The following is a 23,808-nucleotide window of genomic DNA, read 5'->3' as shown; positions in this document are numbered from 1 at the left end:
GGGAGGGTGGTTACCCGGCCTGGGCGAGGACCAGCGGCAGGACCTGCGTGGCGCCGGCCTGGCGGAGGGCGCGGCCGGCGACGGTGATCGTCCAGCGGCTGTCCACGAGGTCGTCGATGAGCAGGACGGGCCCTCCGGGGTAGGCGGTGATGGCGGCGGCCAGCTCGGGGCCCACGCTGAACCTGTCCCAGACACCGGCCAGCCGGTAGGCGCTGTTGCCGCCGCGCTCCCCGGTGGGACCGCCAAACTCGAGCGACAGTTCACCCAGGTAGGGCAGCCGGCCGATCTCGCACATGGCCTGCGCCAGCGAGCGCACAAGCTGCGGCTTGCCCCGCGAGGGCATCGACACGAGCGCCACAGGACGGCCCTGCCCGGCCCAGCGAGCCTGACCCCAGTCGCGCAGCACAGCCACCACGGCCTTCGCCATGGCCGGATCGAGCGGGGCGTCCGCGCCGCCGGCGGCAAACATGGCCCGGAGCGCGTTGCCCCAGCCGAGGTCGGTGAGCCTGGCCAGGGCCCTTCCCGGTGCCACCTGCTCCTCCGGCTTGAGCTTGCCCTTGACCGGCACGCCGAGCCTGTCCATGCCCGTAGGCCACAAGGTCCGTGGATCGACGGGCAGGCCCGCATGGCTCAGTGATTCGCTGGCGGCGGCGACCGCACCGGATCCGATGTCCGTCCGGAACCAGCGTCCGGCACACCCGTCGCAGCGGCCGCAGGGCGCCGCCGTGGAATCGTCCAGGGCCGCGGCCAGGTATTCCATCCGGCAGCCGGTCATCCGCTCGTACTCGACCATCGAGTCTTGCTCATCTACCCGGGCCTGGGCGATGCGCCGGTACCGATCGGCGTCGTAGGTCCATGGCTGCCCGGTGGATTCCCAGCCGCCAGACACACGGCGCACGGCACCGTCCACGCCCAGCACCTTGAGCAGCAGTTCCAGCGGCGTGCGACGCAAGTCCACGCGGGCCTCCAGCGCGGGGGTGGACATGGGCCTGGCCGCCTCCCCCAACGCCTCCAAAACGGCCGTCGCCTTTTCCGCCGAGGGCATGGACGCCGTGGCAAAGTACTGCCAGATCTCCGCGTCCTCCGTGCCGGGAAGCAGCAGGACGTCGGCGTTGGCGCTGCCACGTCCGGCACGGCCCACCTGCTGGTAGTACGCCACCGGGGACGACGGCGCCCCCAGGTGGACCACGAATCCCAGGTCGGGCTTGTCGAACCCCATGCCCAAGGCGCTCGTGGCCACCAATGCCTTGACCTGGTTGTTCTTCAGCGCCTCCTCAAGCGACTCACGGTCCATGGGGTCCGTGCGCCCGGTGTAGGGGCGAACCACATGTCCGGCCTCGGCCAGCAGCCGTGCCGTGTCTTCGGCTGCCGAAACCGTCAACGTGTAGATGATGCCGCTGCCCGGAAGGTCTGCCAGGTGCGTCAGCAGCCACCCCAGGCGGTCGCGGGAATCAGCCAGTCTCAGCACGCCCAGCCGCAGGGACTTGCGTGCCAGGGCTCCACGGATGGTGAATACGCCGGCGCCCAGCTGGTCCTCTATGTCCGCAACCACGCGTGAGTTGGCCGTGGCCGTCGTGGCCAGCACCGGCACCGAGGCGGGCAACTGGGCGATGAGGTCGGCAATGCGGCGGTAGTCCGGGCGGAAGTCGTGGCCCCAGTCGGAAATGCAGTGGGCCTCGTCAATGACCAGCAGGCCCGTGCGCCGGATCAACGTGGGCAGCTGGTTTTCCCGGAAGGACGGGTTGGTCAGGCGCTCCGGCGACACGAGCAGCACATCCACCTCGTCAGCCGCCAGTGCAGCTGAAATCGCGCCCCACTCAGTGGCGTTGGCGGAGTTGATGGCCATGGCCCGCACGCCGGCCCGCCCGGCGGCGGCCACCTGGTCCCGCATCAGGGCCAGCAGCGGCGAGACGATGAGCGTGGGCCCGGCGCCACGGGCGCGTAGAAGCAGCGATGAGACAAAGTACACCGCCGACTTCCCCCAGCCGGTGCGCTGAACCACGAGGGCCCGGCGCCCGGCGTCGACCAGCGCCTCGATGGCCTCAAACTGCCCCTCGTGGAAATTGGCGTCCGCGCGGCCCACCAGCCGGCGAAGGATCTCCAGCGCCTCGGCACGGGTGGTGACAGGCTCGGCCATCCGGACGGCAGTCGGGGGGTTCGTCTCCTGGGAGTACTCGCTAGGTGTCATGCCATCCAGTATCCCAGTGGCCACCGACGCGCAGGTCCGCTGACAGCAGCGGGCCGCCACCCTGTGGACAGCTCGTCGGCGCGAAGACCTGTGGAGGAACCGCTGCTCAGAAGGCCCCGCGGAGGACCTGCATGCAGAGCCTGTGGACAACCGGCCCGGACGGATAGGGCAGCCGGTAGCATGGAGGCGTGACTAGCGCAGAGAATGTACCCGTTGACCTGTCCCTGTCGTTCAAGGCCTACGACGTGCGGGGCATTGTGGGCGAGACCATTACGGCCGCGTCCGTGGAAGCCGTGGGCGCGGCTTTCGTGGACGTGCTCGAACTTGCCGGGCAAACCGTGCTGGTGGGCGGGGACATGCGCCCCTCCTCCCCCGGTTTCTCCCAGGCCTTTGCGGAGGGCGCATCGGGCCGCGGCGCCAACGTGCAGCTGTTGGGGCTGATCTCCACCGATGAACTGTACTTTGCCTGCGGCGCCTTGAAAGCCGCCGGTGCCGTCTTCACGGCCAGCCACAACCCGGCTCAATACAACGGCATGAAAATGGCCAAGGCCGGCGCGGTGCCCGTCTCCTCCGAAACCGGACTGATGGACATCCGGGACTTGGCCCAGAAGTACCTCGCCGACGGCATTCCCGCCGGCGAGAAAGGCACGATCGCCGACACCGACGTCTTGGCAAAGTACGCCGCGTACCTGCGCACCCTGGTGGACCTCTCCGGTTCACGCCCCCTGAAGGTCGTGGTGGACGCCGGCAACGGCATGGCCGGCATGACCACGCCCGCCGTCCTGGGCGACACCCTCCTGCCCGGCCTGCCCTTTGAGATCGTGCCCCTGTATTTTGAGCTGGACGGCACCTTCCCGAACCACCCCGCCAACCCGTTGGAGCCGGCCAACCTGCGCGACTTGAAGGCAGCCGTCGTCGAGCATGGCGCGGACATTGGCCTGGCGTTCGACGGCGACGCGGACCGCTGCTTCGTCATCGACGAGCTCGGCGCGCCCGTCTCGCCGTCGGCCGTCACCGCGCTCGTGGCGCGCCGGGAAATTGCCCGCGCCAAGGCCGGCGGCGAGGAACATCCCGCCGTCATCCACAACCTGATCACCTCCCGCGCGGTGCCCGAACTCATCGCCCACGACGGCGGCCGTGCCGTCCGCACGCGGGTGGGCCACTCGTTCATCAAGGCCACGATGGCTGCCGAGGGAGCCGTGTTTGGCGGGGAGCACTCGGCGCACTACTACTTCCGGGACTTCTTCAACGCGGACACCGGCATGCTCGCCGCCATGCACGTCCTCGCCGCCCTGGGCGAGCAGGACGGACCGCTCTCCGAGCTGGGCCGCGAATACGAGCCTTATGTCTCCAGCGGCGAAATCAACTCCCAGCTGGCCGACGTCCCCGCCGCCGTGGCCCGGGTCCGGGAAGCCTACACGCGCGACGACGTCACCATCGACGAGCTCGACGGCCTCACGTTCACCGCGGCGGACGGGCGCTGGTGGTTCAACCTGCGCGCGTCCAACACCGAACCGTTCCTGCGCCTGAACGCCGAGGCCGTGGACGCCACCACCATGGCGGACATCCGCGACGACGTGCTCGCGCTCGTGCGCCAGTGACTTACACCCTTCCAGGAGCAACGCATGCATGAGAGCACCACCGACGGGCCCGACGGCGGCGCCGTTGACAACGCCGTCGACAAGCAGGTCCGGGACGACCTCAACAAGCTGATCGGCACCGCCCTGGGCGTTGCCGGCGACCAGATCGAAGCCCACGGCGCGTTCGTGCCCGTTGCCCTGGTGGTCGGCAACGACGGCGATATCAGTCTCGTTGCGGTGTCGCCCAACACCGTGGACGGCGAACAGGAGACCGAACTGGACGCGGACGCGATGATCGCCGACCTTTTTGAGGCGCTGGCGCAACAAAAGGACCAGAACCGTGCCGCCGCCGTCGTCTGCGACATCCACCTGCCGGACGATGCCACGGATGCCATCCACGTCATGGCCGAGCACAGCGGCGGCGTGAGCGTCTCCGCCGTCCGACCTTACCGCCAGACGCCGGGCGGATGGGACTTTGGCAACCCCTTCCTGGAGCCCGGGGAAAAGCAGATCTGGGCCTAGACGTTGCGCATCAACGCCTTCTCAGACGTCAGCCTCCGCCTGCTCATGCTGCTCTCCGCCACCTCGGAGCTGCAGACCACCCGTGAGCTGGCGGAACTGGTCGACACCCCCTACAACCACGTGAGCAAGGCCGTGCTGAGGCTGCGGCAGATGGGCATGCTGGTCGCCGTCCGAGGCCGCAGCGGAGGCGTACGCATCTCCGACGAAGGCCTGCAGGCAACGGTGGGCGGCGTCCTGCGCGTCCTGGACGACCGCGCGGATGTCGCCGCGTGCGAGTCCGAAAGCGGCGACTGCCCCCTGGCTCACGGTTGCGGGCTGCGCGGAGCGCTCAACCAGGCCCGCGAGGCATTTTACGCCTCCCTCGACACTGTGACGATTGCCAGCCTCGCCAGGTCCCGGCAGGCCGGCCCCGTCCCCGTGACCTTGCACACACGCCGGGCGGGCTGAACCGCGCCATTCCGCGGATTTTTCTACACATTGTAGAACTCGCCGGACTTGCCGGTCTTAAATGTCGTATTTCAAATGCTACTTTGGGGTTGTCACCACGGATTCCACCCAAGGAGAACAGATGCTTTCGGACAAGTCCCGCCCGTTGATTGAGGCCACCCTCCCGCTCGTCGGGTCCCGCCTCGGCGCCATCACCCCCAACTTTTACCGCCGCATGTTCGCCGCCCACCCGGAACTGCTGAACGGGCTGTTCAGCCGCGCCAACCAAAACAACGGCGAGCAGCAAAAGGCCCTGGCCGGCTCCATCGCCGGCTTCGCCTCCGCCCTCGTGGCCAATCCGGACCTCATCCCCGAGCAGATGCTCAGCCGCATCGCGCACAAGCACACCTCCCTGGGCATCACCGAGGACCAGTACCAGATCGTCTACAAGTACCTCTTCGAGGCCATCGCCGAGGAACTTGCCGACGTCATCACCGCCGAGATCGCCGAAGCCTGGACCGAGGTCTACTGGCTCATGGCCAACGCGCTGGTCAAGATCGAGAAGGGCCTGTACGCGGCCCAGGCCAATGACAAGATGTGGATGCCGTGGACCGTGGTGGAGAAGCACCCTGCCGGCACCGACTGCATGACATTCGTCCTTGAACCGGCGGATGACACTCCCGTCACCGTGGCCCGGCCCGGCCAGTTCGTCTCGGTCAAGGTGGCCCTGCCCGACGGCCTGCTCCAGTGCCGCCAGTACTCGCTCTCCTCCGACGTGGAATCCACCACCCGCCGCGTGTTCACCACCAAGCGCGACGACGGCGGCGAGGTCTCGCCGGTGCTGCACCGGAACGTGCAGGTAGGGGACGTCGTCGAACTTTCCAACCCGTACGGCGACGTGACCCTGGACGACGGCGACGGCCCCGTGGTCTTTGCCACCGCCGGGATCGGCTGCACCCCCTCGGCGTCGGCCCTGCGCCATCTGGCGTCGACTGGGGCGGACCGCGAGGTCATGGTGCTGCACGCCGAGAAGAACCTCGAGGCGTGGGCGCTGCGGGAGCAGATGACCTCCGACGTGGAGACCATTGACGGCGCCCGGCTGCAGCTATGGCTGGAGGAGCCGGCAGAAGGATTCCATAAGGGATTCATGACGCTGGAGGGCCTGGACATCCCGGCCGACGCGTCGATGTACGTGTGCGGCCCGCTGCCCTTCATGAAGGCCATCCGCAGCCAGGCCATCGACGCCGGCATCCCCGCCGCGAAGATCCACTACGAGGTGTTCGGCCCGGACCTCTGGCTCGCCGGCGCAGCTTCCTAGCAAACAAAACTGACCCGCAGTAGTCGTCGAAAAACCTCGCGAAATCGCGTTTTTTCGACAACTACTGCGGGTCAGTTTTGCTTTAAGGGCTGTCAGGCGGTGAAGCGGGCCTTGAGACCGGAGAGTTCCGCGGCCATTTCGGCCGGGAGGGAAGCGCCAAAGCGGGCGTACCACTCGTCAATGCCGGCCAGTTCCTCACTCCACTCGCGCGCATCGACCTTGAGCGCGTCCTCCAAGTCCGACGGCGACACGTCCAATCCCTCCAGGTCCAGGGAGGCGGGGGTGGGGACATAGCCGATGGGCGTCTCGACCGCGTCGGCGGTGCCTTCGATGCGCTCGATGGCCCACTTGAGCACGCGGCTGTTCTCGCCGAAGCCCGGCCACGCGAAGCCACCGGTGGACGTGCGGCGGAACCAGTTGACCAGGAAGATCTTGGGCAGCCGGTCCTGGTTGGCCTTGCCGGAAAGTTCAATCCAGTGCTTGAGGTAGTCGCCGGCGTCGTAGCCGATGAAGGGCAGCATGGCCATCGGGTCGCGGCGGACCACGCCGACGGCGCCGGCGGCGGCGGCCGTGGTCTCCGAGGACAGCGTGGAGCCCATGAAGATGCCGTGCGTCCAGTCGCGGGCCTGCGTCACCAGGGGGATGGTGGTCTTGCGGCGGCCACCGAACAGGATGGCGTTGATCTCCACGCCCTCCGGGGAGAAGTACTCCTTGGAGAGCATGTCCACCTGGTCGATGGGCGTGCAGAAGCGGGAGTTCGGATGCGCGGCCGGGTGCCCGGCCTCCGGGGTCCAGCTGTTGCCCTGCCAGTCGGTCAGGTGCGCGGGAACGTCGTCGGTCATGCCCTCCCACCACACGCCGCCGTCGTCCGTCAGGGCCACGTTGGTGAAGAGGGAGTTGCCCTTGGCAATGGCAGCCATGGCGTTGGGGTTGGTGGACCAGCCGGTTCCGGGTGCCACACCGAACAGCCCGGCCTCCGGATTGACGGCGCGCAGCTCGCCTTCCTTGCCAAACCGCATCCAGTTGATGTCATCGCCGAGGGTCTCGGCCTTCCAGCCGGGGACGGTGGGGTCCAGCAGCGCAAGGTTCGTCTTGCCGCACGCCGACGGGAAAGCGGCGGCCACGTGGTAGCTCTTGTTCTCGGGGCTGGTGAGCTTGAGGATGAGCATGTGCTCGGCCAGCCAGCCCTCGTCACGGGCCATGACCGAGGCGATGCGCAGGGCAAAGCACTTCTTGCCCAGCAGCGCGTTGCCGCCGTAGCCGGAGCCATAGGAGAAAATGGAACGCTCCTCCGGGAAGTGCACAATCCACTTTTCATCACTGCACGGCCACGGCACGTCCTGCTGTCCGGGTTCCAGCGGGGCGCCGACGGAGTGGAGGGCGGGCACAAAAAACGCGTCGGTCTGCTCAATCCTGCGCAGCACGTCGGTGCCGATGCGCGCCATGATGCGCATGGAGGCCACGACGTACGCGGAGTCGGTGATCTCGACGCCGAACTTGGGATCCTCGGCGTCGAGCGGGCCCATGACAAAGGGAATGACGTACATGGTCCGGCCGCGCATGCTGCCGGCGAAGCGGTCCTTCAGGATCCCCTTCATTTCCGCGGGATCCATCCAGTTGTTGGTGAAGCCGGCATCGCGCTCCTTCTCGGAGCAGATGTAGGTGCGCCCCTCGACGCGTGCGACGTCCTTGGGGTCCGAGAACGCCGCGAACGAGTTGGGGAACAGTTCCGGGTTCAACCGGGTCAGCGTCCCGCCTTCCACCAATTCACCCGTGAGCGCCGCATACTCGTCCGCGGACCCGTCAACCCAGTGGATGTCCCGCGGCTGGGTGAGTGCTGCGATTTCCGCGACCCACGCGGCGAGGCCTTCATGGGTGGTCATTGCCTGCTCAACCGAATCCTGCACTGGCGCGTGGCCCATCGTGTATCCCTTCATTGGGTCAGTGGTGTGTCTAAATGCTATGGCCCGAATATCTGCGGCCCCGGGCATTGGACATGGGACGTACCGTGGTACAACGGCTGCAAAACGCCTACATTCCGCGGATTGGCGACAATGTTGCCGGAAGTCAATGTGACACAGATCACCTAGACCGGTCTAGTGCCGCGGAACACTGGCCGTTCGATTTGTACACAAAGCCTTGGACGGGCTAGAGTTATTCACGGCCCAAGGGTCGAAAGCAAAATGAAACTGAATATGCGTGCGTAGCTCAACGGATAGAGCATCTGACTACGGATCAGAAGGTTGGGGGTTCGAATCCCTTCGCGCGCACTCCTTGGAAAGGGTCCCCGGCATCGGCCGCGGGCCCTTTCGCGTTAAAGTCGGCACACCAAGAGCCTTCCCCGCCCGCACAAAAGAATCTGTGTCGCAGCTGTTGGACCAAACCCGGACCAAACGCGGCGTGCCGGATTTGGTCCAACAAGTGCAACACAGTCGGCAGGGGCCGGTCAGTTCTTGGCGACGAATTCGTGGATCTTGTGGCGGATGCCGTCGAAGTGGCGGCTGAGCAGTTCCGACGCCGTGGCTGCATCCTCCGCCACCACGGCGTCGTAGATGGCCCGGTGCTGCGCCGCGGTCATCACCAGGTCCGTGGTGGTGACACCGATTTCCAGGTGGATCTTGCGGTAGACCTTCCAGAACACACTCATGAGGTTCATGAGCAGGTCGTTGCCCAGCGGTTCAAAGAGGAGCCGGTGGAACTCGGCGTCGGCCTCGGTGAAGGTCTCCCCCCGGCCGGCCAGGGTCTCCATCTTGACCACGGCCTGCTCAATGCGCGCCAGGTCCGCTTCGGTTGCCTGCCCGATGCAGCCGCCGATCAGGCCTGATTCGAGCGCCTGCCGGATGTCCACCAGCTGCAGCGCCTCCAGCCCTTCATGCCGCAGCGACAGGCGGCCCCGGAAGGTCAGGCCGTCCGCCAGCGCATCGAAATTGCTGGGGGCTACAAACATGCCGAAGCCGTGCCGGATCTCAATGACGCCCAGGGCCTGGAGCACCTTGAGGGACTCGCGCAGAGTGTTGCGTCCCACGCCGAGGACCTCAGACAGCTCACTCTCGGTGGGCATGGGGTCCCCGGCATCCAGGTCGCGGTCCAGGATCAGCTCCATGATGTCTGCCTGTAGGGCGCGCAGGCGCACCTGGGCACTGAATCGTGCACGCGGGACTATGGTGGAAGTGGCCAACTGGACTCCTTAGTTTGGCGCGGGCCGTGACGTTTCTCACTCTAACGATGAAACGCAGCCCGCGTGATTTACAACATAGAATATCGGATGTCCCATCTCTGGCCCAGCCCCTCCGTGAACGGCGACACAGACGGCGCCACCCAAGGGCCGGCCACGGCCCTTCTACGCACCGCCGCCCAGCGGGACCCGGCGGGTCACGTCTCCCATCGCCGAGACCCCAACGATCCGGCCCGATGGCGCGCCGGGGATTCCGGGCTCCACGCGGCTGATGCGTTGCGAAACCGAGACCGTTCGGCCACTTGACCAATGGCTGTGACGGCAATTACAGTTCATCATAAGCATCGGACGTCCTACATCCGATAACTAGAAAACGAAATGGTGAGTCAACCGAATGAGCAACTCTCTTCAGAACCTGCCTTTGAGCCAGGCCTCGCGCCGCACGTTCCTCAAGGCCGCCGGTGTCCTTGGAACCGCAACCGCATTCACTGCAACCCTCGCCGCCTGCGGCGGCCCGTCGAAGTCGACGAACAAGGGCGCCGCCAACAACGGCACGGTCAATAAGGACCTCTCCATCGAGGCCGGCATCTCCTACTCCCTGTCGACCGGCTTCGACCCGATGAGCTCCTCCGGCGCCACGCCCCTGGCCGCCAACCTGCACATCTTCGAAGGCCTGGTGGAACTCCACCCGGCCACGCGGGAACCCTACAACGCCCTCGCCGCCTCCGACCCGAAGAAGGTTGACGACAAGACCTACCAGGTCACCATCCGCGACGGCGCCAAGTTCCACAACGGCTCCCCCGTCACCACCGACGACGTGGTCTACTCCTTCGAGCGCGTGCTGGACCCGGCGAACGCCGCCCTGTTCGCGCAGTTCATCTTCTTCATCGACTCGGTGAAGAAGGTCGACGCCAAGACCGTCGAGTTCAAGCTCAACACCCCGTTCACCGGCTTTGGCCCGCGCATCTCGGTCGTCAAGGTGGTTCCCAAGGCACTCGCCGAAAAGGACCAGAAGGCCTTTGACGCCAACCCCGTGGGCACCGGCCCGTACAAGTTCGTCTCCGCCGCGAAGGACGACAAGATCGTCTTCGCCCGCAACGACGACTACAACGGCCCCAAGCCCGCCCTGGCCAAGGACATGACCTGGTTCCTGCTGGCCGACGCCAGCGCCCGCGTCACCGCAATGCAGTCCGGCCGTGTCCAGGCCATCGAGGACGTCCCCTACCTGGACGTCGACTCGCTGAAGAACAAGGTCGACGTCGAGTCGGTCCAGTCCTTCGGCCTGATGTTCCTCATGTTCAACCTCAGCCGCGCACCGTTCGACAAGAAGGAAGTCCGCCAGGCCCTGCACTACGCCCTGGACAAGGAATCCATCATCAAGACGGCGATGCTCGGCAACGCCACGGCGGCGAGTTCCTTCTTCCAGGAAGGCAGCCCCAACTACCAAAAGGCTTCCACGGTGTACGGCTACGACGCCGCGAAGGCCAAGTCCCTGCTGGCCGCGGCCGGCGCCTCGAACCTGAAGCTGACGCTCACCACCACCGACACGGCCTGGGTCAAGGACGTTGCCCCGCTGATCAAGAAGAATTGGGACGCGATCGGCGTCAGCACGACGCTGGAGTCCCTTGCCTCCGCCGCCGTGTACGCCCCGGACAAGGTGGGCGGGCTGAACTACGACGTCGTCGCCGCCCCGGGCGACCCGTCGGTCTTCGGCAACGACGCTGACATCCTGCTGAGCTGGTGGTTCCGCGGAGACACCTGGGCCAAGAACCGCTTCGCCTGGAACACCAGCGCCGAGTACAAGCAGGTCCAGACCAAGCTCAACGCCGCCGTCGCCGCCCCCGACGCCGATGCCAAGGCCCTGTACAAGGAGATCGTCGACATCATCGCCGACGCCGTCCCGCTGTACCCGATCTTCCACCGCAAGCTGCCCACCGCCTGGGACGCAAAGAAGCTCAAGGGCTTCGCACCGCTGCCCACGACGGGCGTGTCCTTCATCGGAGTCGGCCGGACCTCCTAGGTCCAGCCCTCATCACAGATCTGCAGGGGCCGTGGCCTCCACGGCCCCTGCAGCCTGAGACCCCCTTCCAATGACGTGGCCACTGTCCCCCGCAAGACCGTGCCGCATTTAAAACCGGAGTAAGTACATTGGCAAACTTTTTGCGACTCCTGGGACGCCGGCTTGCAGCCCTCCCCCTGATGATCCTGGGTGTCACCCTGTTGGTCTTCGTGGTGCTGAAGTTCGCTCCCGGCGACCGTGCCGTTGCCGCACTGGGTGAAGGGGCCTCCCCGGCAGCCCTGGCGCAGTACCGCGCGGCCAACGGGTTCAACGACCCCCTCTTCATCCAATACTTCCGCTACCTGGGCCGGCTGATCACGGGCGACTTTGGTTCAACGCTGCCACCGGCCAAGCCCATCACCGAGGTCATTGCCAGCGCCTTCCCCGTCACCTTGCAGCTGACCTTCCTGGGCGTGCTGATCGCCGTGGTGATCTCCCTGGTCTTCGGCGTCCTGGCGGCGCTGTACCGCGACACCTGGGTCGACCAGGCCATCCGCGTCTTCTCCATCGCCGGCATCGCCACGCCGTCGTTCTGGCTCGGCATCCTGCTCATCCAGTGGTTCGCCCTCGGGAGCAACTCCTGGTTCCCCTCCGGCGGCCTGGCCGACCCCTCCGAGGGCTTCTCCGGATGGCTCAGTTCCATGGTCCTGCCGGCCCTGGCCCTGGCCATCCCCGTCGCCGCGTCGCTTATCCGCGTCGTGCGCACCTCCATGGTGGAGGAACTGGACCGCGACTACGTCCGCACCGCGATCGGCAACGGCGTCCCCTACTTCACGGTCGTCTCCCGCAACGTGCTGCGCAACGCCCTGGTCACCCCGGTGACGGTGCTGGGACTGCGCATCGGCTACCTGCTCGGCGGCGCCGTCGTGATCGAAATGATCTTCTCCCTGCCCGGAATGGGCCAGCAGATCCTCAACGGCATCACCAACTCCGACACCAACCTCGTCCAGGGCGTGGTCCTGGTGATCGCGGTGACGTTCGTGGTCGTGAACATCCTGGTGGACCTGCTCTACCTGCTCATCAACCCCAGAATCAGGACGGTCTAAGCCATGCGTAGCAAACTTGCCGAACGGCTCAGCGCCCCCGGCCTGCGCTTCAAGGCGCTGTCCCTGGGTTCGAAGCTGGCCCTGCTCTTCCTGGTATTCATTGCGGTGGTCGCCATCCTCGCCCCGTGGATCGCCCCGCACAACCCCTTGGCCACGGGCGACCCGGCGCAGCCGCCCAGCGCCGTCCACTGGTTCGGCACCGACAGGATCGGCCGCGACATCCTGTCCCGCCTGCTCTACGGCGCGCAGGCGTCGCTGATGATCGGCCTCGGTTCCGTGGCTCTGGCGATCATCGTTGGCGGCACGCTCGGCTCCCTGGCCGCAACGTCCGCGAAGGCCGTCAATGAGACGATCATGCGCGTCATGGACGTGCTCATGGCCTTTCCCGGCATCGCCCTGGCCGCCGTGCTGCTGTTGGCGTTTGGCAACTCCATTCCCACCATCATCGTCGCCATCGCGATCATCTACATCCCGCAGCTCGCCCGGGTCGTGCGCGCCAATGTCCTGTCGCAGTACGGGGAGGACTATGTCCGCGCCGAGCGCGTCATCGGGGCAGGCCGCGCCTACATCATGGTCAAGCACATCGTGCGCAACATGGCCGCCCCCGTCCTGGTGTTCGCCACGGTCATGGTGGCCGACGCCATCATCCTGGAGGCGTCGCTGTCCTTCCTGGGCGCCGGCATCCAGGACCCCGCCCCCAGCTGGGGCAATGTGATCTCCTACGGGCGCAACCTGGTGCTCTCCGGCGGCTGGTGGGCCACCACCTTCGCCGGCCTGATCATCCTGCTCACCGTCCTGGCGCTGAACATCCTGGCGGAGGGCCTGACCGACGCCATGGTGAACCCGCGCCTGCGCAAGGCTGCCCCCGTGAAGGACGACGACGGGTCGGCCGCCGCCGCCGTCGAGCTGGCCAAGGCCGACGCCGCCGCCCGCGCCGCCATCGAAAACCCGTTCGCGGCGCTGGATGCGGAGCTGCAGCGGCTGCAGGCCGTGGAAACCCGGCGCACCGACCGCCTCCCCCAGGTGGCCGCGGAGGCACGCACCATCCTGGAAGTAAAGGACCTTTCCATCCGGTTCCCGGGCCGCTACGGGGACACCGCCATTGTGGACAAGGTCTCCTTCAGCGTCCGGGAGGGCGAAACCATGGGCCTGGTGGGTGAATCCGGCTGTGGAAAGTCCATCACCTCCCTGGCGGTCATGGGCCTGCTGCCCAAGACCGCGGAAGTCACCGGCTCCATCAAGTTTGACGGCAAGGAACTGCTGGACCCGGCCACCAGGCACAGTTCCAACAAGGCCTACGCGGGCCTGCGCGGCGAGCAGATCGCCATGGTCTACCAGGACGCGCTCAGCTCGCTGAACCCTTCCATGCTGATCAAGGACCAGATGCTCCAGCTGACCCGGCGCAACGGCCGCAAGACGCCGGAGGAACTGCTGGAACTGGTCAAGCTGGACGCGCAGCGCACCCTCAAAAGCTACCCGCACGAACTCTCCGGCGGCCAGCGCCAGCGCGTGCTGATCGCCATGGCGCTTTCCCGCTCGCCCAAGATCGTGGTGGCGGACGAGCCGACCACGGCCCTGGACGTCACGGTGCAGAAGCAGGTGGTGGACCTGCTGAACGAACTGCGCGAGCAGTTGGGCTTCGCCATGGTTTTCGTCAGCCACGACCTGGCCCTGGTGGCCTCCCTGGCGCACAAGATCACCGTCATGTACGCCGGCCAGGTGGTGGAATCGGCCCAGGCCTCCGAGCTGCTGGCCCACCCCACCCACGAATACACCCGCGGCCTGCTCGGCGCCGTGCTCTCCATCGAGTCCGACGCCGTCCGGCTCCACCAGATCCCCGGCACGGTCCCGTCGCCGCGCGAGTTCGCCACGGGCGACAGGTTCGCGGGCCGCTCACAGCGCCCGGACGCCGACCCGGAGCAGCAGCTGGCGTTCGTGCCCGTGATCCGCGGCGGCGTCGCGACGGACCACTACTGGGCCAGCCACGAGCGCGAACCGGAACTCGCCGGCGCAGAAACGGAAGGTGCACGATGAGCAAGCACAGCACGGGTGCCGTCTCCGGCACCCCCGTCATCGAGCTGAAGGACCTGCACGTCCACCACCGGACGCGCTCCGGCGGCCTGTTCAAGCCAAGCTACGTCAAGGCCGTCAACGGCGTGGACTTCACCATCAGCCGCGGGGAAACCGTCGGCATCGTGGGCGAGTCCGGCTGCGGCAAGTCCACGCTGGCCTCCGTCCTGGTGGGCCTGCAGACGCCCACCTCAGGCCAGGTGCTCTTCCGCGGCAAGCCTGCCATCAAGCGCAGCGCAGCCGTGCGGAAGGAGTTTGGGCGGTCCGTGGCCGTGGTCTTCCAGGACCCGTCCACGGCGCTGAATCCGCGCATGACCATCCAGGACATCCTGGTGGACCCGCTGGCCATCCACGGCATCGGCACCGCGGCAAGCAGGCTGGCCAAGGTCCGCGAACTCCTCTCCCTGGTGGGCCTGCCGCAGTCCGCGGCCGAGGTCACCCCGTCGAACGTCTCCGGCGGGCAGCGCCAGCGCGTGGCGATTGCCCGCGCCCTTGCCCTGGACCCGGACATCATCGTCGCGGACGAGCCCACCTCCGCGCTGGACGTGTCCGTCCGGGCCCAGGTGCTCAACCTGCTCTCGGACCTGAAGCGGGAACTGAACCTGGGCATGGTCTTCATCAGCCACGACATTCAGACCGTCCGCTACGTCTCCGACCGCATCTGCGTCATGTACTACGGCCAGATTGTGGAGGAGGGGTCCGCGGAGCAGATCTTCGACCACCCCTCCAACGACTACACGAAGAAGCTGCTGGGCGCGGCGCCGTCGCTCCTGCACCTCTGATCCGCACGCACCTTTTCCTTGTCCATCAATCCCCCTTTTGGAGTAATCACCGTGACAACCGTCGCTTCCCGTTTCCAGGGCGTCATCCCGCCCGTCGTCACCCCCCGCACGTCCGACGGCGCCATCGACGTCCCCTCGCTGGAGAACGTTACCCGCCACCTGCTCGACGGCGGCGTCACCGGCCTGTTCGTCAACGGCTCCTCCGGCGAGGTCACCCACCTGACCAACGACGAGCGCGACACCGTGCTGCGCACCATCGTGGGCGTCAACGCCGGCCAGGTCCCGGTGCTGGCCGGCGCCGTGGAGCAGACGACCAACCGCGTCGTTGAGGAGGCCGCCCGCGCCGTGTCGCTTGGCGCCGACGGCATCGTGGCCACCAGCCAGTACTACGCCATCAGCAACGCCGAGGAAAATGGGCGCCACTTCCGCGCAGTGGCCGCCTCCGTGGACGTCCCGGTGTTCGCCTATGACGTCCCCGTGCGCACCCACTTCAAGCTGCCCACCGACCTGCTCGTCGAGCTCGGCCGCGAAGGCGTCATCGCCGGCGTGAAAGACTCCTCGGGCGACGACGTCTCCTTCCGCCAGCTGGTCATCGCCGCCAAGGAGATCCCGAACTTCGACATCTTCACCGGCCACGAGGTTGTGGTGGACGGGGCCCTGCTGGGCGGGGCACAGGGCGTGGTGCCGGGCCTGGGCAACGTGGACCCGGCCGGCTACCGCCGCCTGTACGACGCCGCCGTGGCCGGCGACTGGGCCAAGGCCGCCGCCGAGCAGGACCGCCTCGCCGACGTCTTCAACATCGTGTACACCCCGAAGGCCGGCCGCGTCTCCGGCAACGCCGCGGGCTTGGGTGCGTTCAAGACGGCCATGATGCTCATGGGCATCATCAAGACCAACGTCATGAGCGTCCCCATGCTCGCGTTGGACGAAGACGAGACCGAGGCCATCAAGGCCGTCCTGGCCCGCACGGGCCTCATCTAGTTCAACTGACCCGCAGTAGATGTCGAAAAACGGCGATTTGCCGGCGATTTTGGACATCTACTGCGGGTCAGTTGTCCGTGGTGACCACTTCTAAAACTTTGAAGGACTTTGCATGCGCTATGTAGTGGGTGTTGACCTGGGCGGGACCAAGACGGCGGCCGGCGTGGTGGGCGAGGACGGCTCCGTGCTGGTGCAAGGCCAGATCCCCACGAAGAACCGCGACGGCGGCGAGGCCATCCTGGATGCCACGGCCGTGCTGGTGCGGTTCCTCATGGACCGCGCCGCCGAGCAGGGCGCAACTGTTGACGCCGTCGGCGTAGGCTCCGCCGGCGTCATCAATGCCGCCGAGGGCACGGTCGTTTCCGCCACCGATGCCATCCTCGACTGGACCGGTACACACATCACGGCGGGACTCCAGGCACGGCTGGGACTGCCGGCCGCCGTCGTCAACGACGTGCACGCCCATGCCCTGGGCGAAGCCTGGCAGGGCGCGGCCGCCGGAACCGCCACGTCGCTCATGGTGGCGTTCGGCACCGGCGTCGGCGGCAGCTTCGTGATCAACGGGCAGCCGCTGCTGGGCCACCACTTTGTGGGCGGGCACGTGGGCCATTTCGCCTCTCCGCTCGCACTGCACCGAGGCGTGCCCCTGCCGTGTTCCTGCGGCCATGCGGGGCACGTGGAAGCGGTTGCCTCCGGACCCGCCGTCCGCGCCGCCTACGTGCGCGAGGGCGGCAGCGCCGGGCTGGCGGACACCCGTGCCGTCTTTGACGCCGCCCGCCTCGGCGACGAACTGGCGCTGTCGGTCATATCCAGGGCCGCCCGCGCCGCAGGCCAGGCCGTGGGCGGACTGGCCAACATTCTCGATCCGGAGGTGGTGGTCATTTCCGGCGGCCTGGCCGACGCCGGCGAACTCTGGTGGCCGGCCATGGAGCGTACGCTGCGGGCCGAGCTGCTGGCACCCCTGGCGGGCGTGCCCGTGGTCCGCGCCTCTCTGGGCAACACCGCCGCTGTGGTGGGCGCCGCTTCCCTCGTCCTATCCCCATTCAGTCACCGTCCCCAGGAGTCACCGTGACACTGAAACTGACAAACCTCGATTCCCTCGCCGGCCAGCTGGTGGTTTCCGCCCAGGCGTACCCGGGCGAGCCCATGCGCGACCCCCGCACAACAGCCCAGGTGGCGGCGTCGGCCGTGATTGGCGGCGCAGCGGCCATCAGGGTCCAGGGCATCGCGGACATCCAGTTCACCCGCGCCGCCGTGGAGGTGCCGGTGATCGGCCTGTGGAAGGACGGGCACGACGGCGTCTTCATCACCCCCACCCTTCAACACGCCCTCTCCTGCGCCAGCGCCGGGGCTCACATTGTCGCCATTGACGGCACCCGCCGCCCGCGGCCGGACGGACTGTCCCTGGCCGAAACCATTGAGGGCATCCACGCCGGGTCCAACGCCCTGGTGATGGCGGACTGCGGCTCCTTCGAGGACGCGGTCGCCGCCGCCGGGGCAGGCGCGGACCTGATCGGCACCACGCTGGCCGGCTACACGGGCGAACGGAGCAAGACCGACGGCCCGGACCTGGAGCTCATTGCACAGATCGCCGCCGCCGGTCTGGGCCGGCCGCTGATTGCCGAGGGCCGCATCCACTCTCCCGCCCAGGCGCGCCAGGCGCTCGACGCCGGTGCCTTCGCGGTCGTCGTGGGCACCGCCATCACGCACCCGGCCACCCTCACGGGCTGGTTCAAGGAAGCCCTCACCGCCTGACCCTCCTTGTACGCGTCAGAAACCGCACAGGCAGCCACCGAATCCGGCTTCCCGTGCGGTTTTTTGGCACGTGCCTCCTTATCGCGCCCCGACTCGGGGCCGGGCGGCCGCCGGTCGTGGAATATGACAGGACGGCTCAACATTCGATTGGTTCGATGCTGAATTTGCACTGACCAGTCAGTTTTGATATTTTGGTCCAGCTCACTAAACCGCCAAAGGAGCGCCTCCCTTGCTCACCGCACGCCAGCTGCACATTGCCGGACGTCACCACACCCTGGTCCCGGCCACCACCCTGGAGGCGCACCGCGGCCAGGTGCTGCTGGTTCAGGCCGACGGACAGGAGCGCCGCACCGCATTGTCGCTGGCACTTGCCGGACGCATGAAGCCGACCACGGGAAGCGTGGTCCTGGGACACCACGAAGGCATGGCCATCCTGCGCAAGCGCAGCGCCATCATCGATTCCCCCGACGTCAACGAACCCGAGAACCACCTGACCGTCCGATCCCTCGTCTCCGAAGACCTGGCGTTGGTGCCGCTGAAATTCCGGGACCGGACCCGGCCGACTGCCTGGCTGGTCAAGCACGGCTTCCGCGACATCCTGGACAAGTGGGTCGAGGAACTGGAACCCGACCGCCTGCTGCACCTCCAGCTGGAACTTGCACTGGCGGACAGGGACGTTGACCTGCTGGTGGTCGACTCCCCCGACCGGCATTCCGCCGAGGACGGCGCCTGGGTGGCACTCCTCGAGCAGGCCGCCGCGGGCAAGATCGGCAAGGACCCCGATGCACACTCGCGCGAACTCATTGTCCTCGGCGTCGTGGGCAGGATCCCGGAAGGCTGGGCAGGCCCGACGGCGGCAGCCGGCCAGGCCATGGAAGCGGCGGCTGGGCCCGTCGACACCCCGGCCGCTGAGCCTGTCGAAACCACGGAACCCGGCGCCCCGGCGGCTGGGCCCGTCGAAACCCGCGACATCCCCGGATCTCGACAGGCTCGATCACCGGAAGAGGCTCGCTCCACGGAGGACACAACGACCGAAGGCGAGGATGTGCAATGACCGTGTTCCGACTGGCGCTTTCCGAACTCAAGCGCATGACCGGCGGACTCCTGCCCAAGCTGACCATCCTGGCACTTGTCATGGTCCCGCTGCTGTACGGGGCGGTCTACCTCTATGCCAACTGGGATCCCTACGGCAACTTGGACCAGCTGACGGCTGCTGTGGTGGTGCAGGACGCGGGCGCCGTGACGAAGGACGGCAAGCAGCTCCACGCCGGGCAGGACGTGGCCAAGAACCTCGTGGAGGGCAAGAAGTTCGACTGGCAATTGGTGGATTCCTCGGACCAGGCTGCCGCCGGAGTTAAATCCGGGACCTACGCCTTCGCGCTGACCATTCCGAAGGACTTCTCCAAGAACCTGGCCTCGCCGGAGGACTTCAACTCCGCCACGCAGGCCATGATGAGCGTGACCACCAACGACGCCAACAACTACCTGCTCACCTCCATCGTGGACAAGGTGGGCGCCCAGGTCCACGATTCCGTGGCGAAGGAGGTGGGCGAACAAACCGCCAACGCGCTGCTGACCGGATACGGCACCATCCATGCCCAGCTGGTGAAGGCCGCGGAGGGGGCGCAGCAGCTGGCCGACGGCGCCGCGGCCCTCGATTCCGGTGTCGCTACACTCAAGACCGGCACCGGTGAACTGGCAACGGGCGCCGGCTCCATGGCAGCCGGGCAGGAAAAGCTTCTGGCGGGCACCAACCAGCTGGTGGCCGGCAGTGCCGCCCTGGACACGGGCCTGGGGCAGCTGGACAGCCGGGCCGCCGCGCTTCCGGCGGACACCAGGAAACTCGCCGACGGCGCCGCCGCCGTGGCGGAAGGAAACGCTACGCTGAACACGAAGGTCCAGAACGCCGTCGGGACCGCCGACCAGCTGGACAGTGCGGCCAAGGCGAACGTCCAGCCCACCCTGGACACGCTGGTGGCCGACGGCGTCGTAACCAAGGACCAAGCCGCCAAGATCAGCACTTCACTCGAGGCTGCGGCCGCCAGCACCCCCGTCACCAGCCTCAAGGAACAACTCGCGACGGACGCCGCAGACATCGCGAAGCTGGCGTCCGGTTCCCAGGCAGTGGCCGACGGCGCCGCCAACCTGGCCGGTGCGACGCCGGCCCTCACCTCCGCGATTTCGCAGGCCCATGCGGGGGCGGCCCAGCTGTCCACCGGCGCGGCCACGCTCTCGATCGGTCAGGGTTCCGCCGTGGACGGCGCCAACCAGCTGGCCGCCGGGGCCAAGAAGGTCGACGACGGCGCAGCCAGCCTCAAGGACGGTTCCGACAAGCTGGCGGCCGGGGCCAAGGACCTTGCCACGCAGCTGCGCAGCGGCGCCGGGTCGGTGCCCAACCCCAACGACAAACAGAAACAAAACGCCGCCGGCGTCATTGCCGATCCCATCCGTGTGGATTCCATTTCCCAGGCAAAGGCCGACAATTACGGTTCCGGGATGGCCCCGTTCTTCCTGGTCCTGGCCCTGTGGATTGGTGCCTTCATGCTGGTCCAGGCAATGCGTCCGCTGGCGTTGCGCGCCCTGGCATCGAACGCGCCCTCGTGGAAGATTGCGGTGGGCGGGTGGCTGCCGTTCGCCGCGGTGTCGACGGTGCAGGCGCTGCTGCTGTACGCCGTCGTGGTGCTGGGGCTGGGGCTGAACCCGAGCCACCCGTGGCTGGCCCTGGGACTTTTGCTGCTGGCGTCCGTTGCCTTTACCGCCCTGATCCAGGGCCTGGTGGCATTGCTGGGAACGCCAGGCAAGTTTGTGGTGCTGATCCTGCTGGTGCTCCAGCTGGTCTCCTCCGGGGGCACCTTCCCCTGGGAGACCACGCCGGAACCGCTGCACCTCATGCACCAGATCCTGCCCATGGGGCACGTGGTGGAGGGCATGCGGCACCTGATTTACGGTGCCGACCTGGCGCCGCTGGTGCCGATTGTGCTGGGCCTGCTCGGCTACACGCTCCTGGGTGGGCTGTTTGCCTGGCTGGCCGTCCGAAGGAACAAGACGTGGACGCTCAAGACGCTGATGCCGGAGATCGCCGTCTAGATGAGCCAGCCCTGTTGCCGTTGATGGCGTGGGTCCCTTAACGTAGCCCGGAGAGTGTCAAACCGGATCAATCAACCATCAAGCCCCCGCGGGGTCGAACTTGCCCACAATGCCCGAGGCCGTCGAATAAGGGATCAGCGGCCCGCGTTGGTGAGGCCGTGGTGGTAGGTGTTGCGGCGTTCGGTGCGGGTGGGGTCGATGCTGTAGGCGGGGGTGTAGTAGGGGGTGCCGTTGACGAGCCTGAGGGTCCAGTGGCCCTGGTGGATCAGGGTGTGGTGATAGGCACACAGTAGACAGCCGTTGGAAATGTTGGTTTCGCCGCCGTCCTGCCACGAGACCACGTGGTGGGCGTCGCACTTGGCTGCGGCGCGGGTGCAGTGCGGGAAGGTACAGCCAATGTCCCGGGCGGCTAGGATCTTGCGTTGGGCGTCGGTAAACAGGCGCTGGGTGCGTCCGACGTTGAGGATGGATGTGCCGTCGCCAAGGATCATGGTGGTCACGTCGGCGTCGCAGAGCTCCGTGGCGAAGAGGGCGAGGTTGTTCGGTCCTGTGTAGGGCAGGAACGCGATCCCGCCCGTGCCCCGTGCGCGGCTGGCCTGGAGGTCGGCTTCTGTGGTGGAGATCAGCAGTTGGGGCTTGAGCCCGCCGTTGACGGGGAGCAGTCCGGTACGGGCAGCGAGCTTGACGGCGTCGATGAGCCCGTCGAGTAGTTGTTGGCCGTTGGTGCGCCTGTCCTGCACGGCCCGGTCGGTGCAGGCCGGGTCGATCGGGTCCAGTCCCTCCAGCTCGTGCGTGGAGCCGGGTTCGGGCACCATGATCCCGTCGACCAGGTGCGGCCACTGGGCGGGCACGCCGGCACCGGGGCATCTGGAGCTGTCGGCGCCGCCCCCCGGGGACGGGTCCACGCCGGGCGCAGCCCAGAACGCGCTGGCGCTGCCGGCCGATTCCTTCCCGCCGCACGGGGCTCCGGCTCCGTCATTGCCGGCGGCGCCGGGGCGTTTCGGCAGGCCGTCATTGCAGGTGGTGCCGGGGCTGTCCGGTGGTCCGTCGCTCCCGGCGCCATCGTGCGTGGCAGCCTCGTTGGCCCCATTGGTGGCGTCATCGGTGGCAGCCTCGGTGGCGTCATTGGTGGCAGCCTCGTTGGCCCCATTGGTGGCGCCATCGGTGGCAGCCTCGTTGGCGTCATTGGTGGCAGCCTCGGTGGCGTTCCCGGCGTTGGCGGGGGTGCCGTGCGTGGTGGTGTCGGCTGATTGGGCCCAATGAGGTGGGGGGCCCTGGGGCGGGGGCCAGGACGTTTCAGGGGTGCTCGTCGGTGCCGGTGGCCGTGCATGGGGAGGTGCGATTGCTGCGGCGACGCCCAGGATGTCCAGGAGATCCGCCTGGCCCGGCAGAACCCCGCCTGCCCGGACCCCGCTTTTGTCGCCGCCGCGGTCAGTGGTCGGGGGCTCAGCCGCGGCGCCGTCGTTGCCGGCGCCGGCGCTGCCCGGCCCGCCGCCCAGGCGGTTTTTGTCCGGCCCGTCCATGGTGGTGTTGAGGGTGTTGATGTCCTTGTGGCGGTTGGGGTTGGTGGCCCAGCCGATCGCGGCCATGAGGGCCTCGTATTGGACGATGGTCAGGTAACCGTCGTAGTGGATGAGGCCGCGGCGGGGGCGGTGGAAGAAGAGGCCCTGCTTGGCGGTCAGCTCGCCCTCGGTGGGCTGCTGACCGTCGGGGTCCAGCAGGTCCAGGGCGCGGGTGGCGACCGGGCGCAGGAAGTCCGGTCCCTCGATGCGGGCGTAGCCGGCCAGGGTCGCCTCAAGCCGGTCGACATCGTCCTGGCCGATGCGCCCGGCCCGGGCCAGATGTGCTGCGTCGCCGACATGGGAGGACGCCATCAGCGCCAGTTCGGCGGAGAGGGCGCCGGAGAAGAACGCGTCGGCCAGCACCGGCTGCGCGGGCGCGGTGGTGGCGGTGGTCAGCGGGTCCGTCACTGGCAGGAATTGCTTGGCCAGGCGAAGCCGGCGGTTCGCCTCGGCGCGGCCCACGCGCAGGGTGGTGGTGAGCAGGTCCGCCGGGGAGGTGGCACCCTCGCCGTCGTAGCGGCCGGCACGGGCCCGGGCGGCCAAGTCACCGGCGGCCTGGACCTGCAGGGCGGCCAGGACCCGGGAGAGCGATTCCAGGTCCCTCGCCCACGCCACGGACTGTGCATCGCTTAGGGAGTCCAGCGCGACGCCGAGCGGGGCGGCCAACAGTTCGGACCCGGCACCGCCTACGGCCCCGGCGTCGGCAGCGGCAGTTCCGCCGGCAGCCGCGGCACTGGCAGTAGTGGCAGTTCCGGCAGCCGCGGCGCTGGCGGCATTCGCGGCACTGGCAGTAGTGGCAGTTCCGGCAGCGGCGGTGAGCGCGGCAGCCAGGGAGAGGAGCCGGTGAACGTGTTCACCTGCGGCCCCTGTCCCCGTGCGGGTTCCGGTCTTGCCCGGCACCCTTGCCGTTGCTTCCATACCCATCACACTACCGACGGCCACTGACATAATTAGAAGAGGAATCCGCAAGTGGAGTAACTTCTAGTACAACACCTCCTGTGGAGGCATCAACCCCCAGAAATCTGGGACGGCCACAGCAGGAGCGCTGCGACGCGGGTACGGGTGAGGGTGAGGGTGCGGCCACCATGGCATTCGAGGCTGAGTTGGCCGTTGAGGGCGTCAAAGACGGATTCGATCCATTGCCGAATGCCTCCGTGTTTACCGACGAGTGCCTACTCGTCCTTGCAGACGGCCCGGATCAGGGCCGTGCCAGGTCTTCTGTGATGAATGGTCCGAAGTCGCGGCCGGCGTAGCCCA

17 protein-coding genes, 1 tRNA gene and 1 pseudogene are annotated in these 23,808 nt (G+C 67.5%); 14 read left to right on the top strand and 5 right to left on the bottom strand.

Annotation, left to right across the window (positions count from 1 at the left end; all coding sequences use genetic code 11):
- Positions 1 to 10: 10 nt before the first annotated feature.
- Positions 11 to 2,137, bottom strand: a complete 2,127-nt coding sequence (locus tag DMB86_RS04655; RefSeq protein ID WP_171814584.1) for a RecQ family ATP-dependent DNA helicase — start codon at positions 2,135 to 2,137, stop codon at positions 11 to 13.
- 239 nt (positions 2,138 to 2,376) lie between these two features.
- Between DMB86_RS04655 and DMB86_RS04650 the strand changes: the two genes are divergently transcribed.
- The 4 genes from DMB86_RS04650 to DMB86_RS04635 all read left to right on the top strand — a co-directional run bounded on the left by DMB86_RS04650 (position 2,377) and on the right by DMB86_RS04635 (position 6,034).
- On the top strand, positions 2,377 to 3,789 hold the full coding sequence (locus DMB86_RS04650) for a phosphomannomutase/phosphoglucomutase (protein WP_113716763.1): 1,413 nt from the start codon (positions 2,377 to 2,379) through the stop codon (positions 3,787 to 3,789).
- A 24-nt stretch (positions 3,790 to 3,813) separates the two neighbouring features.
- Complete coding sequence (locus DMB86_RS04645; RefSeq protein ID WP_113716762.1) at positions 3,814 to 4,290, top strand: hypothetical protein; 477 nt, start codon at positions 3,814 to 3,816, stop codon at positions 4,288 to 4,290.
- 3 nt (positions 4,291 to 4,293) lie between these two features.
- Positions 4,294 to 4,737, top strand: coding sequence for an RrF2 family transcriptional regulator (locus DMB86_RS04640; RefSeq protein ID WP_113716761.1), 444 nt, complete (start codon positions 4,294 to 4,296; stop codon positions 4,735 to 4,737).
- A 121-nt stretch (positions 4,738 to 4,858) separates the two neighbouring features.
- Positions 4,859 to 6,034 (top strand): globin domain-containing protein, encoded by a 1,176-nt coding sequence (locus DMB86_RS04635; RefSeq protein ID WP_113716760.1) that lies wholly within the window; start codon positions 4,859 to 4,861, stop codon positions 6,032 to 6,034.
- 92 nt (positions 6,035 to 6,126) lie between these two features.
- On the opposite strand, the gene DMB86_RS04630 is transcribed toward DMB86_RS04635, so the two are convergent.
- Positions 6,127 to 7,956: a phosphoenolpyruvate carboxykinase (GTP) gene (locus DMB86_RS04630; RefSeq protein WP_113716759.1), complete on the bottom strand. Its 1,830-nt coding sequence runs from the start codon at positions 7,954 to 7,956 to the stop codon at positions 6,127 to 6,129.
- A 275-nt stretch (positions 7,957 to 8,231) separates the two neighbouring features.
- On the opposite strand from DMB86_RS04630, the gene DMB86_RS04625 reads away from it, so the two are divergent.
- Positions 8,232 to 8,304, top strand: a tRNA-Arg gene (locus tag DMB86_RS04625).
- Positions 8,305 to 8,480: 176 nt separating this feature from the next.
- Here DMB86_RS04625 and DMB86_RS04620 read toward each other — a convergent pair.
- Entirely contained in the window at positions 8,481 to 9,212 is a 732-nt protein-coding gene (locus tag DMB86_RS04620; RefSeq protein WP_113716758.1) for a FadR/GntR family transcriptional regulator, read from the bottom strand.
- Positions 9,213 to 9,603: 391 nt separating this feature from the next.
- Here DMB86_RS04620 and DMB86_RS04615 point away from each other — a divergent pair, with 391 nt between their 5' ends.
- From DMB86_RS04615 to DMB86_RS04575, 9 genes are all read left to right on the top strand, one after another.
- The gene (locus DMB86_RS04615) at positions 9,604 to 11,229 is read left to right on the top strand and encodes an ABC transporter substrate-binding protein (protein WP_113716757.1); all 1,626 of its coding nucleotides are present in this window, start codon (positions 9,604 to 9,606) and stop codon (positions 11,227 to 11,229) included.
- A gap of 179 nt (positions 11,230 to 11,408) precedes the next feature.
- Positions 11,409 to 12,314: an ABC transporter permease gene (locus DMB86_RS04610; protein ID WP_241392091.1), complete on the top strand. Its 906-nt coding sequence runs from the start codon at positions 11,409 to 11,411 to the stop codon at positions 12,312 to 12,314.
- A gap of 3 nt (positions 12,315 to 12,317) precedes the next feature.
- Positions 12,318 to 14,348, top strand: coding sequence for a dipeptide/oligopeptide/nickel ABC transporter permease/ATP-binding protein (locus tag DMB86_RS04605; RefSeq protein WP_113716755.1), 2,031 nt, complete (start codon positions 12,318 to 12,320; stop codon positions 14,346 to 14,348).
- Positions 14,345 to 15,166, top strand: coding sequence for an ATP-binding cassette domain-containing protein (locus DMB86_RS04600; RefSeq protein ID WP_113716754.1), 822 nt, complete (start codon positions 14,345 to 14,347; stop codon positions 15,164 to 15,166). The genes DMB86_RS04605 and DMB86_RS04600 overlap by 4 nt, the downstream gene beginning before the upstream one ends.
- Before the next feature lie 51 nt (positions 15,167 to 15,217).
- On the top strand, positions 15,218 to 16,147 hold the full coding sequence (locus DMB86_RS04595; RefSeq protein WP_113716753.1) for a dihydrodipicolinate synthase family protein: 930 nt from the start codon (positions 15,218 to 15,220) through the stop codon (positions 16,145 to 16,147).
- Positions 16,148 to 16,259: 112 nt separating this feature from the next.
- Complete coding sequence (locus tag DMB86_RS04590; protein WP_113716752.1) at positions 16,260 to 17,219, top strand: ROK family protein; 960 nt, start codon at positions 16,260 to 16,262, stop codon at positions 17,217 to 17,219.
- Positions 17,216 to 17,902 carry an N-acetylmannosamine-6-phosphate 2-epimerase gene (locus tag DMB86_RS04585; RefSeq protein ID WP_113716751.1) on the top strand — a complete coding sequence of 229 codons (687 nt, stop codon included), beginning with the start codon at positions 17,216 to 17,218 and terminating at the stop codon, positions 17,900 to 17,902. Before DMB86_RS04590 ends, DMB86_RS04585 begins: the two co-directional genes overlap by 4 nt.
- Positions 17,903 to 18,131: 229 nt before the next feature.
- The gene (locus DMB86_RS04580; RefSeq protein WP_113716750.1) at positions 18,132 to 18,956 is read left to right on the top strand and encodes an ABC transporter ATP-binding protein; all 825 of its coding nucleotides are present in this window, start codon (positions 18,132 to 18,134) and stop codon (positions 18,954 to 18,956) included.
- Positions 18,953 to 20,989: a YhgE/Pip family protein gene (locus DMB86_RS04575; RefSeq protein WP_113716749.1), complete on the top strand. Its 2,037-nt coding sequence runs from the start codon at positions 18,953 to 18,955 to the stop codon at positions 20,987 to 20,989. The genes DMB86_RS04580 and DMB86_RS04575 overlap by 4 nt, the downstream gene beginning before the upstream one ends.
- 134 nt (positions 20,990 to 21,123) lie before the next feature.
- Here DMB86_RS04575 and DMB86_RS04570 read toward each other — a convergent pair whose 3' ends face one another.
- Complete coding sequence (locus DMB86_RS04570; protein WP_129545463.1) at positions 21,124 to 23,469, bottom strand: HNH endonuclease signature motif containing protein; 2,346 nt, start codon at positions 23,467 to 23,469, stop codon at positions 21,124 to 21,126.
- Positions 23,470 to 23,585: 116 nt separating this feature from the next.
- Positions 23,586 to 23,699 (bottom strand): annotated as a pseudogene (locus tag DMB86_RS21725) (IS982 family transposase); the annotation flags it as partial.
- Between the last annotated feature and the right edge of the window lie 109 nt (positions 23,700 to 23,808).

Source organism: Arthrobacter dokdonellae, assembly GCF_003268655.1.
GTDB classification, from domain to species: Bacteria; Actinomycetota; Actinomycetes; order Actinomycetales; family Micrococcaceae; genus Specibacter; species Specibacter dokdonellae.
Note: the sequence above shows the minus strand (reverse complement) of the source record. Positions and strands in the feature narration are given on the sequence as shown.